Consider the following 15,509-nt stretch of genomic DNA (forward strand, 5'->3'; position numbering starts at 1 on the left):
CTCACCCCTCCCCCATAGTGATGTCGAAATCCGCGAAGCGCGCGACCGTCTCATCCGCTCCTTGCGGGTTTGCCGCAAAGAGGGAGATGGCGGCCCCCACCCAGTGCCCCTCGACGGCGCGGAACTGCGGATCCACCTCGATCCTGGCAGTTCCCGCCTCGACGCTCACGTAGACGCGGGCATCGGCATCCACTTCGAGGGTGACCCGCACCTCCGGAGAGCCCAGGGGCATACGGCTGAGCACGCGCTCGCGCGCGTCCTCCTGCTCCCGCACTGCGACGACGGCCTCGACGCCGCCGTCTACACGTCGGACACCGGCCCACACATACGCCAGTCCGAGCACGGCGATTCCGGCGCGAGCCCCTCGTCGAGCGTCGACGAGTTCCACGTCGACGCTCGCCGTCGACCGTTGGCCCGGCAGCGGCTGCGAGAGCACCCGCGGAAGCGTGCGCAGATCTCCGGCGTCAGGGCTGCCACGCAGCAGCAGTCCCCCCGCACCGCCATGCCCGGCATCCGGAGGGAAGACGGCATCCGGGTCCGGGTTCGCCTCCCACTGCCAGTCGGCACTCGGCAGCCCGTCGGCGAAGGCGTCCCGGTGTGCGAGCGTGCGCAGCCCCTGCTGCGAGCCTCGTGGGGACGGGTGTTGCACCACTGGCTGCGCCGGCCCGCCGGCGACCGCTTCGCCCATGACCGGCCAGCCATCCTCCCCCCATGCCATGGGCTGAAGGTGCAGCACTCGGCCGTAGACCCCGCGATCCTGAAAGTGGAGGAACCAATCGCCGCCGTCGCCATCCTCGACCCACGCGCCCTGATGAGGCCCGTTGACGGGGGTGTCGCCCTGCGACAGCACGATCCGGTGCTCGTACGGCCCGTATGGGCTCCGGGAACGGAACGCGGTCTGCCACCCCTTCGCGACCCCACCGGCCGGTGCGAAGATCCAGTACTCGCCGGCGCGGCGATAGAACTTCGGCCCCTCGAGGGTCGTGAACCCGTCCAGTCGATCGCCGTCGATGACATCAACGGCGGGTCCGGTGGTCTTCGTCAGCTGGGCGTCGACCGGGACGACTGTGAGCACATTCTTCCGTCCCGAGCGGGAGCGCGCCCAGCCGTGCACGAGGTACGTACGTCCGTCATCGTCCCAGAGCGGGCACGGGTCGATGATGCCCAAGCCTGCGAGCAGCAGCCAAGGGGGCGACCAGGGACCGGCCGGGTTCGCCGCGGTGACCACGAACACGCCCTGATCGGGATCGGGGTACACCACGTGGAAGAGGCCGTCGTGGTACCTGATCGACGGCGCCCACACTCCGCCCCCGCGCCGTGGCAGAGCGAACCACGCAGCGGGCTCGTTGCGCTCGAGCGCATAGCCGACGCGCTTCCACTCGACGAGGTCGTCGGAGACGAAGACCGGCAATCCCGGTGCACGGTGGAAGCTCGACGCGACGAGGTAGAAGCGGTCGCCCACGCGGATGGCGTCGGGATCGGGCACATCAGCATCGATGATGGGGTTGCGATACAGGCTCGCGTCGTCGACGAGTGGCATGAGCTCACGCTAGTTGAGAAACCGGTTCCTGTCCACGCGAAGCGGGGCCGTTGCGCGCGGCTTGCGGGGTCTTCCATGGCTCCCGGAGCGGGCACGAACAGCCTTCGAGCGCGATGTCGGATGCGAGGTCCGTCAGGGAGTCGGGCGCGAGATCTGCCGGCGCGTCTGCCAGTATCGAGTAACCCCGAAGGCCTCGACGACATCCACAGCCGCACGCGCGGGAACTGTGGCACCGACGTGCGATCGCCCCAGATCTGTATGTGGAGCCACCTAAGGGAATCGAACCCTTGACCTATTCATTACGAGTGACATCCCGGCTTGTTTAGGCCTGTTGAGGCCAGTCTAGTGTTGTTGCGCTGAGAGCCCGAAATCCGCGGAATTCCGCGGCAAAACGGGGCATGCGACCAGAGCGGCGAATCGGTCTTGTTGAGGCGTGGTGAGAGGTGCTGCCCCACGTTTTGCCCCACGCCGCATCTTCTAGGCTGGTCGCATGAGAACTACCAAGGTGATCCTCGTGGACGACATCGACGGCTCGGAGGAGGACGTGCGAACCGTGACGTTCGCGCTCGAGAACCGCCTGTACGAGGTTGATCTGTCGCCAGCGAACGCGGAGGCTCTGGAGGCGGCGCTGCGGCCGTACCTGGACGCCGGCCGGCCGGTCAAGCGGCGCAAGCGCCAGCCGAAGGCCGCCTGATGTCGACCCCCTCTGCGCGCGCGTCGAAGGCTGGGTGCCTCGGCTGCCTCGGCCTCGTTGGCCTGATCGTCGTGATCGTGGTCGTCGTGCTGGCCGTGATGTTCTTCGTGGCCCTGGGCTAGGCGAGGCGAGGGTAGCCGGCGGAGGTGGAGGCATGCGGGGTGCCGCGCCAGATGCAGCCCGGCATATCGCCGTCGATGTAGGGGCCGGGGTATGCCGAATTGACGGCGAGGACGTCGGCGATGTCGAGCCGCTTGTCCGTGCCATTGAATCCGTCGAGGTAGATCATGAGGTCGCCGGTGCCGTCCTGCACAATCGGAATGGCGACGCGCACCCATGCCCAGCTAGTCGTCGTTGGGCCCCTGCTCGTCTGCGGGGACGGTAGGCCCTGCCCGTTTCGGATGCCCCACCCGAAGAGCCCGGACGTGTCGCGCGGCGGGGTCCGTACCTGCGCGAGGATCGTGATGCGACTTCCCGCCTTGATCTGCCCGAACTGTCCGGGAGCGATGCGCACGTATCGGTAGGAACCGGGATTGCTCATGATCTCGAACCGCCCGTAGTAGCCCACTGCGGGGTCGTATGCTCGCCATGCGGTGAGGTCGCCGCCCGCGCCGTTGACGGAGTTGGCGTCAATCATGCGGACCCCGTACAGCACACTCTCGCTGGCGTTCGCGGTGCTGGTCCACGCGGGCGTGAGGTCGGCGTCGGGGGTGAGTTCGCCAGTGAAGGGGGCGCCGGCCACAGGGGCCTTCTCCATCGTCATTCCGTCGAGCACGGTCAGTACCGCCCCAGCCGGGATCACGGTTCCAGTGCGGAGCACGGGGCGACCCGCGGTGGTGTCAGCGGGTAGCGCCGAGGTGGTGACCGTGAGCGCCTCGGTAGCGCCGGGCGCTATGGAGACGATGGGGCCGTTGGAGGTCGAGTTTGTGCCCCCGATGGATGCCCTCATCCCCACAGCGGAAGCCCCATCGTTTCGGACCTTCATCGTGACGGACCAGACTTCGCCGGGGGCCATGGGGACATCACTGCCGTTCGTGCGGTAGAACGCGCCCGCTCCTGCCGTCTGCTCCGCTGTGAAGTTGAGGCGCACGCCGTCCGCTACAGGCGTTGGCGTCGCCGACGCCGCTACGGTCCAACCAGTAAGCGCCGTCGAGAGGTTCGGAGTGCGGACGTAGTTTCGTCGCACCTCGACTACTGCCGCCTTGGCGATGGAGGCCGAGAGGCTCGAGGCCCCCTCCCAGGAGTACGCGATGCCGCTGTTGTCGACGGTGGAGCCGTCGAAGTAGGGGAGGAGGGTGGGGCGGCGCTCCGCCTGCACACGAGAGAAGCGGAGGACGTGTCCGGAGGCGGGGGTTCCGGGGTTCCAGACGTAGACATCGACCCGCGCGTAGGCCGTGCCAGTCGGGACGACGACGCCCTCCAAGGTGATGCGCCGACGAGCGGTCGTCAGCGTGGAAGCGGTCGCCGACCCGGTCATCTGCCCGCCCGTAGCCACGGGAGTCGAGTCGTACCACGTCACGCGCATGTACACGAGGCGAGACGCCAGGGCGGTCGCCGCGTCAGGCGTCCAAACGTCCGCTCCGAACGACCACACCTCGCCAGGCTTGACGGCGATGAGGGATGCGCCAGCGGTGCCAACGCCGTTGGCGGCGAAAGCGGCGGTGCCCGTCGAGGTGACTTCGCCGTAGGAGCCATACCCGGCCTCGACGCCAGTGGTCAGGGTGCCCGCGCCGCCGACCCATCCGGTACGGTCCACGGCCAGGGTCGGGTTCGGGTGGTGATTCCGCCGCACGATGGTCGTCCCGGCGACCGCACGCGTGAACGAGGGGTTGGTCGCGAGGTTCTCGACGGGCGCGAGGCGACAGTCCCCGATCTCGGAGCGCATCACACCACCCAGGCGGTCGGGATGGCGAGCTGCGTCCCCGCGAGGAACGCTGCCCAGCGCGTTCCGTTCCACTCGAGGCGGATGACGTCGACGGCGTTGGGCGCTGTCGAGAGCGGGATCGGGACGCCGTAGGGAGTGGCGACGTTCGCGAGGGTCACGCTGCGTCCGCCTGTCGGGTCCTGCGCGAGCTCGAGGGTGCAGGAGTACGCCACGCCGGCGACGCCGGGCGAGACCGTGAGCGCGACGTTCCCCGTGAGGCGGCGCTTGACGTACTTGGAGCGCGTGAATGCCGACGAGAGGGTGATGGCGCCGGTCCAGTCCGCCGGCGAGGCGTTCACAGTGACCGTGGCCTCGTCGCGGGCGGTCTCGGTTGCCGCCTGGGCAGCCTCAGCAGCATCCTTCGCCGACACGGCATCGTCCGCCGCGGCAGTGACGGTCGCTACCGCCTGCAGCCATTCCTCGCCAGTGGGCCCAGGGTTCGGGGCGACCGGGATCACCGTCGCGAGATCGATGGTGCCGCCGGGCGTTCCGGCGATCGAGAAGATGCGGTCGGGGAAGTTGCCTCCGACGGAGATCCTGACACGCCACGACCATCCGTTGGGGGCGATGTCGGGGTCCAGCCCGTAGGGCAGGATCACGCCAAGGGTGCTGTCGACGAAGTTGCGGAGGTACCCGTCCGCGTCGGTGGTCGCGACGATCGACTCCTGGAAGACGGTCAGCGGCGGGGTGGAGCCGGGAACGCGGAAGATGGGCGGGTCGAGGTCTGGCGAGAAGGTGACATTCACGCCGGCGATCGGGGTGACGTCGGGCTGGTTCTCCGGGTCCGCAGAGTCCGCGACTCCGCGCACGAGCCGACCGGTGACCGTGAAGGTCGAGATGACGGGGGGATAGGTCTCAGCCATCCTGGCCTCCGATGAAGTAGATGGGGAACTCCTCGGGCTCCGGCTCGATTACGGGCGCGGGCGTCGCTTCGATGCGGGTGACCCGAGGCTTGGAGCCCCGCACGGGGACGATCGCGACGAAGGAGCCGGCGGCCCGCTTGTCGGCCGCTTCGGCCTCGGCGAAGAAAGAGTTGGCGACCTCGAGCAGATCCTTGCCGCGGTTGCGGGTGTCGATGGCGAGGTCGTCGGTCTTGACCGAGCGGCCCTTGATGGCGTACTCGGCGGCGAGGGACTGGAAGGCGTTGCCGGCGGCGCGCAGTGCGCTCGTGTTGCCGGTGGCGTTGATCGCGGCTGTGAGCTGCGCGTCGGTGAACACGACGCTGCCGTCGTCTCGGACGAGACTTCGGACGTCGGCAAGGGCGACGGTCATGGGTGCTCCTTAGCTGGCTACTCGACGAGTGCGGAGTCTAGGCCCCATTTAGCTAGCAGAGGGCCCCTCTGCCTTGTGAGCAGAGGGGCCCTGTTGCTTGCCGGATCAGGCCTGGTTGTCGCCGTCCGAAGCCACGATGAACTTCGGCTCCCAGAGCACCGCGCCGGTGATGAACCGGTAGCGCAGGCTCGAGGTGTCGGCCACGAAGCCACCCTCGAAGAGGCCGACCTTGCCGCCGCCGGGGAGGAAGCCCTGGTCGTTGCGCACGCGCAGCTCCGGGTTCTCGTACCCGCGGAGCGACAGGCGCTCCCAGACCGGGCGACCCTTGGTCGTGCCGGGCTTCGGGACGAGCTTCCACGCCGGGCCGACCATGCGCTCGGTCTCGACGATGGTGATGTTCGGCATCATCGAGGAGAGGATCGTGTCGGGCGCGAGGATCTTCTGGCCGTCGCCGGCACCCTCCTGCACCGTGATGACGCGACCGAACTCCGCGAGCTTGTACTCGAAGAAGCGCTTCTGGCCGGGCGCCACGAGCAGGTTGAACGCCGAGATCTGACCGATCTTGCGACCGTTGATCGTGCGGTTCTCCAGCTCCACCGCGGCGGCGATCACCGCGAGCGGCGACAGGGCGGCGTTGGGCGCGATGACCGTCTCGTCGGGCAGGGTGACCGAGCCGAGCTGGACGTTGGCCTGGTCCAGCGCGTCGAAGATCTCCGCGTGGATGGTGTCCTTCGTCAGCGTGAGGATCTGCTCGGGCATCGCCTCGAGCTCGCCCACGATGTCGTTGATCCAGGCCTCCCAGGTCCAGTCGAACTGGACACCGCGCTTGTTCAGCTTGGAGTAGAACGACTCCTCGCTGCTGTCGACCGTGACGATCGGGTAGGGCGTGCCCTCGGGGACGATCGCGGCCGAGCCGTCGGCGTTCACGCCGGCGCCCTTGACGCCGCGCTGGCCGAGCAGCGACCGGAGGACCACCGGGTTGAAGTCCTTGACGGTGCGCTTGCCCACGAGGCCATCGAACTCCTCGAGCTCCTCGGGGAGCTGCGGGATCGTCTCGATGTTGATGAGGTGCGTCATCGAGAAGGAGGCGTCCGTCGACGCGAACAGCTCGGCGAGCTGCGCCTCGGCGACACGGGAGCCGCCGCGGGCCTTCTCGTAGAGGCCCTTGACGAACAGGGCCTTCTCCTGGGTCACGCCGAACTGGGCGGGGTTGAGCTTCCCGTCCAGCGTGAACTGGTCGTTGTAGCCCTCGAGGAGGGACTTGAGGTCAGCCATTCTTAGGCTCCGATCTTGACGGGCAGCTTGCCAGCGGCCTTGGCGTAGGTGGCGGTGTAGTTGACGGTGCCGACCTGGACGTTGGTGTCCTGCGTGATGGTCAGGTCGCCGTCCGCCTCGATGTAGACGGGCGTGCCCTGCTCGGTGGCCAGGGTGGCGCCGGCGACCGAGGGGAACTCCCACGTGCCGTCGAGTGCGACGCCGGAGGCGAACTCACCGATGGCTTCCGCGGCGTCTCCGCCGACACCGGCCGGCTTCGGGCGCCGCACCGCGTAGGGGCCGAGTTCGATCTCGTCGATCGCGGTGCCGCCGGGCGCGCGGGTCAGCGTCACACCGTAGCGGTCGCTGCTTGCCTGCTTGATGAGCGAGTGCTTCTCCGTGCCCGCCGGGACGTCCCAGATCTCGACGATCGCGTCCGTGTGGGAGAAGACAGCCTGGGTTGCGACTGCGGTTGCCATTAGCGGCTACCTCCGAAGTTGGTGATGAAGCTCGCCGACTTGCCAGAGGCAGCGGCGGACTCGATGACGATTCCGAGCGGGGCGCTCGGGGTGGGGGCCGTACCGGCCTCCGCGTGAACTTCCTTCGCGAGCTCGAAGTCGTGGCTGATGTCGAGGCCCTCACTGGCTGCCTCGATCAGTCGGGCTTCGATCTTCGAGGGGAGCGAGGCGGCCTTGACAGCCTCCACCGTGATGACGGCGGCCTTGACGGCCTCCTTCACCTCGCCGGCACCGGCCTGGGCATCCGCCTCGGCCTGGCGACGGGCGCCCTCGTCCGCGAGGAAGGTGTTGATGGGCGTCAGGGCCTCGGCGAGCTTCGTTTCCACGAGCGCCAGGATGTCCTTCGGGTCCACGAGAACCTCTTCCTGTTGGGTGTTTCCGGGCCGGTTTGCCGCGGAAGTCTTCTCTCGCTTTCCAGCGAGCTCGATCGCGAAGCCGGTGGCCTCGCGGAGAACGGTGTGCTCGACGATGCGCTTCGCGCTCTCGGTGGCGAGCATGACGACCGCGCCGTCGGCGCCGGGCGCCTCAACGAAGTCGATGGCGTTGTAGGGCGACTCGCTGATCGGCAGGAAGCGCTCGACGATGACTGCGCCGCGCTCGCTCCGCTTCGGAACGAGGGTCGCCTTGCCGTTCTCATCGAGGACGGGCTTGCCCTTCTCGTCGCGGAGAACTTCCTTCTCGACGTCGGCCGAGGCGGAGATCGACGTGCCGATCACGTCGGCAAACTGGCGGATGAAGTCGCTCGGCTCGCCCTCCTTGGCGACAGCCCAGGCGTACATGCCGTCGGACTCTTCCCACGGCTCCGAGGTGGTCTTCGCCATGATGCGGCGGATGTCGCCGCCGGCCTCGCACATGCTGTCGTGGTTGGCGCGCATGCGGGTGCCGACGGGGAACGCCTCGGGGAAGTCGCGGACGATCACGGCGACCGGATAGTCGGCGCTCGAGCCTTCGACGATCTTGGAACCGGGCTCCCAGCCCATGAGGCGGACCTTGATCTTCTGGCCCTTGCTCTCGGGGACGACGGCGCGGGTGCCCTGTCGGTAGCCCGACTCGCGCACCTGGAGCGCCGTGGCGCTGCCTTCCGTCTCCTGCATGGCGCGGAGTCTAAGTACAGCTCAGACCCACCCCAGGGGGGTTGCTAGCTATTTCTTGCCATCGCGTCGGATGTCGTTGCCGGCGCTCCCCTGCTTGCCCGAGCCGGTCGACTTCCCCTGCGACGGAGAGGCGGTCTGCGGAGCGGTCTTGCTGCCCCCGTCACCCGACGCCGCGGCCGGCTGCGGGGTGGCCTTCGCGGTCGCCTTCGCGAGCTGCACGACGTGGAGCTTGTCGTAGCCCGGTGCGTCGCCGTTCGGGCGTCCCATGAGGTCGTCGAGGAAGGTGCGGTACTCCTCGAGCGTGATGGCGCCGTTGGTGAGCTCCATGGTGAGCGCCTGCACCGCGCGGTATACCTCTTCACCGGTGGCGAAGGGCACGAAGTTGACGTCGGGGTCCACTACGCCCATCCACGAGAGCACGCGCTTGTCGAGCGCCACGTGGTCGCGCCGGCGGGCCTCCATCGCGAGACGAGTGGGCAGGCTCATGAGCTGGCCGGCGCCGTAGCTCGAGCCGGCGTCTCCGGGGTTCGCGGTGAGGTCGATGACGGAGATGTCGAGCGCCGCGGCGACGATCGCCACGAGGAAGCGGATCGAGGTGAAGTCGTACCCCTTGCCGGCGGACGACAGCGGAGCGAGGTCGGTGGCCGACTCACCGATGAAGGTGTTGCCCGCGCCGTCGGCGGAGGCCAGCTTGATCGAGGTGCTCTCGCCGGCGTCCTTCGAGGGGACCTTGGCCTGCAGGGCGAACGTGGTGAGGGCGCGCTGCATGGAGCGGCCGTCGAGGGTGGCGTCGACGGCGATGCCGTTCCACACCCAGGCGGCCAGTGCGTCCGGCGCGCCGAGCACGAGGCCCTGGGCGCGGTTGGCGTGCATGTCGAAGATGACATGCTCCTGGTCAACGGGGACCGCCGTGGGCTCCTTGCGGCTGCGCGGCTTGGCCTTGAGCGTGATCGTGGGGATCGAGCTGCGCTTACTGGCGTGGCGGTCGGTCAGATACCAGCGCTGCTCGTCGCGCCATTCGCTCGTCGCGAAGTCGTAGACGCTCCACGAGCGGAGGTAGCCCCAGGCGAAGCCGAGGCCGTTGGGGTCGAGGAGGATGTCGGTGATCTGCCAGAGCGGGACGGCCTCGAGCTTCTTGGTCTTGTCGTTGCCGATCCAGAAGGCGATGCCCTGCGAGTAGAGGTTGAGCTCGCGCTGGCGGCGGGCCTCGTCGCCGAAGAAGTGGAGCTGGTTCTCGGCGTCGTCGATGAGCCGCTGGACGTTCTTCTTGCCCTGGGTGACCTCATTGCCCTTGGAGCCGGGGACGTTGCCGTAGCGGATGCCGTTCTGCCAGATGTAGTCCGCGCGACGCGCGAAGCCGGTCTTCACCCAGGGCGCCGCGTAGCACGAGGGCAGGATCTTCGCGCTCCAGTCCTTGAGCGCCTGGAGGTCGAGACCGAACTGCTTGTGGCTGGCCCACCCGCTGGTGCCCTGGATCTGCACCCAGCCGTGATCCTCACGGCCGAGCATGCGGCGCATGTGATCCCAGGTCTCCTTGAGCTCCTTGTTGTTCGGGTCGCCCACGAGCAGCTCGCCGAACGCTTCGAGCATCACCTGTTCCGTTGCCTGCATTGCGCGCAGTCTAGGTGGACTTCTCGCCACCTCCTGGGGGCTTCTCCCCCACTTCTCAGAGGTTGACGCCGCGCAGGTATTCGTCGTACTCGGCCATGATGTTGCGCGGGTCGACGGTGGTGATGTCACCCTTCTTCGGGCCGTTGAGGGCTTCGAGGATGGGTGCGGTGTTGAGCACGGCGTAGATCAGTGCGTCGAGACGGTCAGGCGACCCGTGCATCTCGGAGCGCATGTCCTTCTTCGGCGTGATCTGAATGGCGCCGCGGTGGTTCGTGTCGTAGGTGACCGAGAGGAGCTGGTCCTTGAGCACCTCGTCGTCATAGTCGATGTCCAGCGCGCGGGCGGCAAGCTGCTCGCGCAGCCAGTCGTGGTTCTGCGCGCGCATGTTGGCCCAGCGGTCGCTGTCGGCCGACGCCGAACCACCGGAGACGCGCAGCACGACGTACTGCTTGCCGTTGAACTCGTCGAGGCGCTCGAGGTTCGTGGCGATACCGGCACCGATGCCGGCGGCGTCCAGCCGCACCTCGGTCGCCCCGAGGTGCTTCGCGATCGCGTGGACGCGGCGGGCGTTGGTGAGCTCGTCCTCCTTCGACCACGTGCCCGTGGTGTCGCGGATCGGGCCGTGCTCGCCCTCCTTGTAGTGGACGGTGCCGTCGAAGACGCGGCACCGGCCGCCCTGGTTGACCATGACGACGGATTCGTCCGTACCGGTGGTTGCGAGGTCGACGCCGAGGATGACGGGCTGGCCGGCGATCTCCTCGAGCTCCATCTCGCGCATGCGCGCGTCGGTGATGGGCTGCTCGGGGAAGAACGTGTGGTCGTCCTCGTCGGGGAACTGGCCGAGCACCTTCGCCTTGAAGCGGCCGTCGGGGCGGCCCGTGGTGTTGCGAAGGAGGGGTGCGCCGGCCTTGTCGACGAGCACGACGCGCCCGCCCTCCCTTTCGGCCAGTTCGTCGTCGGGGATGATCTCGCCGCCGGTCTGCCAGACGCGCTCCTTGTGCGCGATCCACTGCGGCTTCGTGAGGCCCTTCATGAGCGCGGCCTGCTTCTCCGGCTCGTCGGGGTAGACCATCTCGCCGGTCATCGTCGGCAGGTCGTAGGCGCTGATCGTGTGGAGGTTGTACTCCGGCATCTGGCGCGCGTCGGTGAAGGCTTCGTAGAACGGGGTGCCGCGGCGGTCGGGGTTCCCGATGCCGGCCATGCGCGAGTCGCCCGAGGTCATGAGGGCGTCGATGGCGGTGAAGATGTCGCGGGAGACACCACCGGCCTCGTCGAGCTCGATGAAGTTGCGGCCACCGGTCTTGCGGAGACCCTGGAAGGTCGAAACCGCATCCGAGGCGCCAGGCACGCGCGCGACGGCGAGGGTCTGGTTACCGCCGAGGGTGGCGTACTTCCACTCGGGGTCTTCGGAGATCCAGCCCGGCCACGGGTTCTCGCGGCCCTGCTTCGAGGCGGCGAGCTTGACATTCCCGTAGCTCTCCTTGAGGTACGCGAACACGCCGAGCTTGACCTGCTTGAGTGTCGGCGCCGTACAAATGGCGAGCGACTCTTCCTTCGGGAATGCGGTTACCCACCACATCACCCATCGGGCCGCGGAGTGCGTCTTGCCCGTACCGTTGGCCGATTTGATGAGCGTCATCGGCTTCGGCGAGAACAGCACGTCCTCGGTGATCTCGGCCATCTTGCCGTACATGCGCTCACCGAGCACGTCGGAGAGCCACGCGGGGAAGTCGCGCTGGTAGAGACGCTTCTTCGACTTCTCGCGGATCTCAGCCAGCGCAGAGTCGAACACAGTTGGCCGCAGGACGGCGAACTCGGTCATGCCGTGATCTGCTTCTGGATCTCGTTCCAGGCCATGGCCATTGCCTCTTCGACGAGCTCATCCCACTTCGCGCCGTCGATCTGGTCCCGAACGGCTCCGCGGAGGTAGCCCATCGCGAGGTCGACCACGTGGCCAAGCTGGCGGCCGACGTTCTGGTCGTAGGTGTTGAGCTCCGCCTGGATCGACGCCTTGCGCTTGTCCATGCGATCGAAGAGCGCCTTCGCGTAGGAGAGCAGCACCCGGTACTCCTCGGAGCCCTTCTGCGGGAGGTTCTGCAGCGCGATGAGGTTCTTCTCGAGCAGCATCATGACCGCGCGCTCGTGCTCGAGGTCGTCCAGGCGCGTGCCGCCAGAGAGCAGCTCGCGCAGACGCAGCATCACGCGCGGGGGCGAGAGGATGCCGCCGATGCGCTCTGAGATCGCCTCGGCCGACAGCTCGAGGACCGCGCCATTGAGCAGGGCGTCGTCGATCGACTGCCCTGGTCCGAGTGCGACTCTCAGCTCTCCGTCCATGATGGGGCCGGAGTCTAAGTGCACCTAGACAGAACGAAGCCCCCTTCCGGGAGGTCCATCCGGAGGGGGGCTTCTCAGCGCGCGGCCCCACCGCGCGCGTCTAGTCAGCCTTTGGCGATTGCCTTGGCTCGTTCCTTGGATGCTGCGGCGATCTCGTCGACCTCGTTCCGCAGCTCAATCTCGATGGGGGTCGTGTCGTGACCCAGCGCGTAGTCGATCCCCTCATCCTCGTCGACGACCGGCTCCGGCTCTGGGAGCGGCTCCTCGTCGACGAATGCCTCGCGCATGATCGCCCAGTCAACGATGGTCTCGACGAGCCCCTTGGCATCCTGTCGACGACCGTTGGGGCCCCAAGCGCCCTCGTTGAATGCGCCCGCGTCGACGTGCAGCTTCCAGATGGAGTCTGCGTGCGCCGGCGCATTGACGTGTTTCGCTAGCTTGCCTAGGAATTCAGTCGCCATCGGGCGCGTGAATCCGTGGTTGTTGACCAGCTCGTACCAGACGCCCGCGAGGACGCGCAGGAAGAGCGGCGAGCCGAGCATCGACGTCTCGCGCAGGGTGTCAGGAAGCAGCTGGCCGAGCTCCACTGCCTTGAGCTGAGGGAAGGCCTCAGTGAGGGCGGTGAAGAACGCGTTCGACTCCTGTGCGATCTGCACCTCGTCGAGCTCCTTGTCCTGGCGCCGACTGACGCGGCCGTCGAAGCCCACAGTGAGCACGCGCATGGTCTCCATGACGTGCCGTGCGGTGAGCAGGTTCGGGCTCTTGCGGGGAATTCGGTCCACCTCAAGATCCGTGCGACCAGCGAGGAGCGGGTGCTCGAGCGCGGCCGGCAGGGCGCGGTTGACGACCTTGCGGCTGTCGAACCGAGCCTTCACAGATGCCGTGATGCCCAGCGCGTTCTCGGCGATGTCGAAGAACATCTGCCGGTAGGCCTGCAGGTCGTCCGTCACCTGAATCTCGACGCTCACGCGCTCCTTGTAGAGCCGGTCGCGCACCTTCTCCAGGCGGTGGATCTCCTTCTCCGCTTCCTTCGCTGCCACGGGGTCCTGCACGCGCCGCGCAGTCGCCTTTGCGGAGCGAGCACGGTCGATCAGTTCATCGATCTGCTCAAGCGCGATGTGGAAGCCCAGGATGCGGTGCTGGCCGTCGAGGATGTGGATGTCGCCCTGGTTTCGTTCCTGGTACTTAACAGTTCCGAATTGGGCGTCTGGCACCTCGAAGTCCTCGACAAAGGTGAAGATGTTAGGAGCGCGGAGGATGATTCCGGGCACCACCCATTCGTCATGGTCGATGAAATAGCGGGCAAACGCTTGCGCGTGGTCCGGTCGGATGCGGCGGTTTCCGGGGTTGTCGGCGTCGGGGTTGGGACGTTTGATAACGGACGCGATCTGTGCTGGTGTCATCGCGACGTTGTAGACGGTTCGCCCACCCTGCTTGTAGCGGGAGGCGAAGAGCTCCTTGTCCGTGGTGTAGCTCGCAAGGGTCGCCGGCGCGACTGATTCCTTGATTGCGCTCATGATGTCGGAACTTTCTGATTAGTTATACCTGCGAGGGTCGGCCCGGAAGATTCGGGTTCCCCCGAGCCATTAACACGCTACGATAGCCAGCAATCCCCCATTTCTGCAATCCAACACCCCACAATTAGAGGAACTTCACAGTGGCAGTCATCAAAGAGCTCGACGGCTCGAGGGAAATCACCATCGAGGCACACAGCGGCAGTGTGTACATCGAAGGGCGCGGTTTCGCGTATGAGTTCGACGAGGGCATCTTCGTCCACGGAGTGCGCAAGGCGGTGATGTTTCGCTACCACCCCGATGCTGCCATCCAGTACCCACCGAAGCGCGTCAGTGAGCTCTGGACCCCTGCCGGCGCAGCCGATCCTTTCGTGGGGGCAGCGCTCAACTAGCACCCAGATCCACAACCCTCCCCCAGACGACGAAGGGCCCCGCCTAGGCGGGGCCCTCGTGTTTGCTAGCTGTCCTAGCGATTGAGCGAAAACTGAGACACCCTTTGGGAATCCGATCCGACTTGGATGATCGCGTCGGTTGTCCCCTCGATGTCGCGGACGAAGGTCACCTGGAGGAAGTCCTCCAGGAGCACCCTCTCGCCGGGCTTGAAGTCACTCATACCGGCGCCAGCTCCGATTTCAGCTCGGCCTCGAAGTCGCGGAGCTTGGTGATGTTGCCGATCTCGCCCTTCCACTCGAAGAGCGGTGCCGTGATCGTCGGCGTGCCGAGGCGCTCCTTGAGTCCCGCGAGGATCTCGGGGCTCTCCGCGAGGTCGATGACCGTGAGCGGAGTCCCCTCCTTCTCGAACCGCCGGCCGATCGCGCCGCACGTGCCGCAGCCGGGCGTCTTGAACATGGTCAGCTCGGGCGCGCTCACAGGCTCGCCGCCGGCTCAGTCAGGCGGGTGGCCTTGGTGGCCGCATCTGCGTCATGCAGGGCGTCCAGGAGCGCGTTCCGCGGGAACCACGCCGAGATGCGGCGGGTCTCGCCACGCTCGTCGACGGAGGTGGCGATGACGTGGATCTCGGGCTGGCCGATGCGGTTGCCGGCCCCTCCCGAGAGCGAGAGGGTGGTCGATTCGGCGGTGTCGCCGGTGGCCTTGATGGTCCTCAAGGTGTTCCTTTCGTTGCGCAAATGAGCGCGAGAGTCTAGGTGGGATTTGCTGGCTAATCGGGGGCCTAGGACGGGACCAGCCTCTTGATCTCGTCTTCGATGTACCAGATGGCCTTCTTGAGGTCTTCGACCTGCTTGTCGAGGAGCGCCTTGTCGGCCTCCTCCTTCAAGCCCGCCCGCCACAGGTATTTCATGGCGTTGCCCACATTGAAGTTGCGGTGGCGCGTGATCTGGATGCACTCCACCCCTGACGGATCGCCGCGATAGTGCGCGGGGTTCGTGGCGCCGACGGGGCGCCCCGCGTACTCGCTCACGAGATGATGCTCCCGTCCGCGTTGCGCTTCTGGCGCTCGAGCGGCTCGAACTGGACGGAGCGGGCGGAGTTGTCGATGCCGAGCACGCGCACGCGACCCTGCGGGTTGATGTCGATGCCCTTGATGAACTGCTCCTCGTGCCCCAGCGCCGCGACCAGCGCGCGCACGGCGCTGTCGACGGTGACCGGCTCGAGGATTGCCTCGACGGTCTCGGTGAAGGCGGTCTGCGCGTCGGGCTCGATGCCGAGCTGCTCGCCGAGGGTGGCGATCTGTTCGGCCGCGGGCGTCGCGTCGGCGATGACCTCGGTCTGATTGATGTCCTTGCTCATGGAAT

General features: G+C 67.1%; 18 protein-coding genes. 3 read left to right on the top strand and 15 right to left on the bottom strand.

Annotated features, from left to right (window positions below):
* Position 1: 1 nt before the first annotated feature.
* Positions 2 to 1,540, bottom strand: a complete 1,539-nt coding sequence (locus MRBLMI12_RS02075) for a glycoside hydrolase 43 family protein (RefSeq protein WP_363353466.1) — start codon at positions 1,538 to 1,540, stop codon at positions 2 to 4.
* A gap of 490 nt (positions 1,541 to 2,030) precedes the next feature.
* On the opposite strand from MRBLMI12_RS02075, the gene MRBLMI12_RS02080 reads away from it, so the two are divergent.
* Complete coding sequence (locus MRBLMI12_RS02080; protein ID WP_363353468.1) at positions 2,031 to 2,234, top strand: Lsr2 dimerization domain-containing protein; 204 nt, start codon at positions 2,031 to 2,033, stop codon at positions 2,232 to 2,234.
* On the top strand, positions 2,234 to 2,356 hold the full coding sequence (locus MRBLMI12_RS02085; protein ID WP_363353470.1) for a hypothetical protein: 123 nt from the start codon (positions 2,234 to 2,236) through the stop codon (positions 2,354 to 2,356). The genes MRBLMI12_RS02080 and MRBLMI12_RS02085 overlap by 1 nt, the downstream gene beginning before the upstream one ends.
* Here the strand turns inward: MRBLMI12_RS02085 and MRBLMI12_RS02090 are convergent.
* The 10 genes from MRBLMI12_RS02090 to MRBLMI12_RS02135 all read right to left on the bottom strand — a co-directional run bounded on the left by MRBLMI12_RS02090 (position 2,353) and on the right by MRBLMI12_RS02135 (position 13,758).
* On the bottom strand, positions 2,353 to 4,119 hold the full coding sequence (locus MRBLMI12_RS02090; protein WP_363353472.1) for a hypothetical protein: 1,767 nt from the start codon (positions 4,117 to 4,119) through the stop codon (positions 2,353 to 2,355). The genes MRBLMI12_RS02085 and MRBLMI12_RS02090 overlap by 4 nt on opposite strands.
* Complete coding sequence (locus MRBLMI12_RS02095) at positions 4,119 to 5,021, bottom strand: hypothetical protein (RefSeq protein ID WP_363353474.1); 903 nt, start codon at positions 5,019 to 5,021, stop codon at positions 4,119 to 4,121. The genes MRBLMI12_RS02090 and MRBLMI12_RS02095 overlap by 1 nt, the downstream gene beginning before the upstream one ends.
* On the bottom strand, positions 5,014 to 5,430 hold the full coding sequence (locus MRBLMI12_RS02100) for a hypothetical protein (RefSeq protein ID WP_363353476.1): 417 nt from the start codon (positions 5,428 to 5,430) through the stop codon (positions 5,014 to 5,016). The genes MRBLMI12_RS02095 and MRBLMI12_RS02100 overlap by 8 nt, the downstream gene beginning before the upstream one ends.
* A gap of 105 nt (positions 5,431 to 5,535) precedes the next feature.
* On the bottom strand, positions 5,536 to 6,705 hold the full coding sequence (locus tag MRBLMI12_RS02105; RefSeq protein WP_363353478.1) for a hypothetical protein: 1,170 nt from the start codon (positions 6,703 to 6,705) through the stop codon (positions 5,536 to 5,538).
* A 2-nt stretch (positions 6,706 to 6,707) separates the two neighbouring features.
* Positions 6,708 to 7,163: a hypothetical protein gene (locus MRBLMI12_RS02110; protein ID WP_363353480.1), complete on the bottom strand. Its 456-nt coding sequence runs from the start codon at positions 7,161 to 7,163 to the stop codon at positions 6,708 to 6,710.
* A complete protein-coding gene (locus MRBLMI12_RS02115) occupies positions 7,163 to 8,296 on the bottom strand; it encodes a hypothetical protein (RefSeq protein ID WP_363353482.1) in 1,134 nt (377 codons plus the stop codon). The genes MRBLMI12_RS02110 and MRBLMI12_RS02115 overlap by 1 nt, the downstream gene beginning before the upstream one ends.
* A 48-nt stretch (positions 8,297 to 8,344) precedes the next feature.
* The gene (locus tag MRBLMI12_RS02120) at positions 8,345 to 9,907 is read right to left on the bottom strand and encodes a hypothetical protein (RefSeq protein WP_363353484.1); all 1,563 of its coding nucleotides are present in this window, start codon (positions 9,905 to 9,907) and stop codon (positions 8,345 to 8,347) included.
* 55 nt (positions 9,908 to 9,962) lie between these two features.
* Positions 9,963 to 11,729, bottom strand: a complete 1,767-nt coding sequence (locus MRBLMI12_RS02125) for a hypothetical protein (RefSeq protein ID WP_363353486.1) — start codon at positions 11,727 to 11,729, stop codon at positions 9,963 to 9,965.
* On the bottom strand, positions 11,726 to 12,241 hold the full coding sequence (locus MRBLMI12_RS02130; RefSeq protein WP_363353488.1) for a hypothetical protein: 516 nt from the start codon (positions 12,239 to 12,241) through the stop codon (positions 11,726 to 11,728). The genes MRBLMI12_RS02125 and MRBLMI12_RS02130 overlap by 4 nt, the downstream gene beginning before the upstream one ends.
* A gap of 104 nt (positions 12,242 to 12,345) precedes the next feature.
* Positions 12,346 to 13,758, bottom strand: a complete 1,413-nt coding sequence (locus tag MRBLMI12_RS02135; protein WP_363353490.1) for a DNA sulfur modification protein DndB — start codon at positions 13,756 to 13,758, stop codon at positions 12,346 to 12,348.
* Positions 13,759 to 13,898: 140 nt separating this feature from the next.
* Between MRBLMI12_RS02135 and MRBLMI12_RS02140 the strand changes: the two genes are divergently transcribed.
* Positions 13,899 to 14,147, top strand: coding sequence for a hypothetical protein (locus MRBLMI12_RS02140; RefSeq protein WP_363353492.1), 249 nt, complete (start codon positions 13,899 to 13,901; stop codon positions 14,145 to 14,147).
* Between the two features lie 217 nt (positions 14,148 to 14,364).
* Here MRBLMI12_RS02140 and MRBLMI12_RS02145 read toward each other — a convergent pair whose 3' ends face one another.
* The 4 genes from MRBLMI12_RS02145 to MRBLMI12_RS02160 all read right to left on the bottom strand — a co-directional run bounded on the left by MRBLMI12_RS02145 (position 14,365) and on the right by MRBLMI12_RS02160 (position 15,504).
* Positions 14,365 to 14,625 carry a glutaredoxin domain-containing protein gene (locus MRBLMI12_RS02145; RefSeq protein ID WP_363353494.1) on the bottom strand — a complete coding sequence of 87 codons (261 nt, stop codon included), beginning with the start codon at positions 14,623 to 14,625 and terminating at the stop codon, positions 14,365 to 14,367.
* Entirely contained in the window at positions 14,622 to 14,861 is a 240-nt protein-coding gene (locus tag MRBLMI12_RS02150; RefSeq protein ID WP_363353496.1) for a hypothetical protein, read from the bottom strand. Before MRBLMI12_RS02150 ends, MRBLMI12_RS02145 begins: the two co-directional genes overlap by 4 nt.
* Positions 14,862 to 14,926: 65 nt before the next feature.
* A complete protein-coding gene (locus tag MRBLMI12_RS02155) occupies positions 14,927 to 15,175 on the bottom strand; it encodes a DUF3310 domain-containing protein (protein ID WP_363353498.1) in 249 nt (82 codons plus the stop codon).
* Complete coding sequence (locus MRBLMI12_RS02160) at positions 15,172 to 15,504, bottom strand: hypothetical protein (protein WP_363353500.1); 333 nt, start codon at positions 15,502 to 15,504, stop codon at positions 15,172 to 15,174. Before MRBLMI12_RS02160 ends, MRBLMI12_RS02155 begins: the two co-directional genes overlap by 4 nt.
* Positions 15,505 to 15,509: the final 5 nt, after the last annotated feature.

It is taken from the genome of Microbacterium sp. LMI12-1-1.1, from assembly GCF_040676455.1.
Classification (GTDB): Bacteria; Actinomycetota; Actinomycetes; order Actinomycetales; family Microbacteriaceae; genus Microbacterium.

What these genes read in the sequence shown, in the direction of transcription:
- MRBLMI12_RS02075 (WP_363353466.1), bottom strand. Translation starts at nt 1,540, where the DNA reads ATGCCACTCGTCGACGACGCGAGCCTGTATCGCAACCCCATCATCGAT.
- MRBLMI12_RS02080 (WP_363353468.1), top strand. Translation starts at nt 2,031, where the DNA reads ATGAGAACTACCAAGGTGATCCTCGTGGACGACATCGACGGCTCGGAG.
- MRBLMI12_RS02085 (WP_363353470.1), top strand. Translation starts at nt 2,234, where the DNA reads ATGTCGACCCCCTCTGCGCGCGCGTCGAAGGCTGGGTGCCTCGGCTGC.
- MRBLMI12_RS02090 (WP_363353472.1), bottom strand. Translation starts at nt 4,119, where the DNA reads ATGCGCTCCGAGATCGGGGACTGTCGCCTCGCGCCCGTCGAGAACCTC.
- MRBLMI12_RS02095 (WP_363353474.1), bottom strand. Translation starts at nt 5,021, where the DNA reads ATGGCTGAGACCTATCCCCCCGTCATCTCGACCTTCACGGTCACCGGT.
- MRBLMI12_RS02100 (WP_363353476.1), bottom strand. Translation starts at nt 5,430, where the DNA reads ATGACCGTCGCCCTTGCCGACGTCCGAAGTCTCGTCCGAGACGACGGC.
- MRBLMI12_RS02105 (WP_363353478.1), bottom strand. Translation starts at nt 6,705, where the DNA reads ATGGCTGACCTCAAGTCCCTCCTCGAGGGCTACAACGACCAGTTCACG.
- MRBLMI12_RS02110 (WP_363353480.1), bottom strand. Translation starts at nt 7,163, where the DNA reads ATGGCAACCGCAGTCGCAACCCAGGCTGTCTTCTCCCACACGGACGCG.
- MRBLMI12_RS02115 (WP_363353482.1), bottom strand. Translation starts at nt 8,296, where the DNA reads ATGCAGGAGACGGAAGGCAGCGCCACGGCGCTCCAGGTGCGCGAGTCG.
- MRBLMI12_RS02120 (WP_363353484.1), bottom strand. Translation starts at nt 9,907, where the DNA reads ATGCAGGCAACGGAACAGGTGATGCTCGAAGCGTTCGGCGAGCTGCTC.
- MRBLMI12_RS02125 (WP_363353486.1), bottom strand. Translation starts at nt 11,729, where the DNA reads ATGACCGAGTTCGCCGTCCTGCGGCCAACTGTGTTCGACTCTGCGCTG.
- MRBLMI12_RS02130 (WP_363353488.1), bottom strand. Translation starts at nt 12,241, where the DNA reads ATGGACGGAGAGCTGAGAGTCGCACTCGGACCAGGGCAGTCGATCGAC.
- MRBLMI12_RS02135 (WP_363353490.1), bottom strand. Translation starts at nt 13,758, where the DNA reads ATGAGCGCAATCAAGGAATCAGTCGCGCCGGCGACCCTTGCGAGCTAC.
- MRBLMI12_RS02160 (WP_363353500.1), bottom strand. Translation starts at nt 15,504, where the DNA reads ATGAGCAAGGACATCAATCAGACCGAGGTCATCGCCGACGCGACGCCC.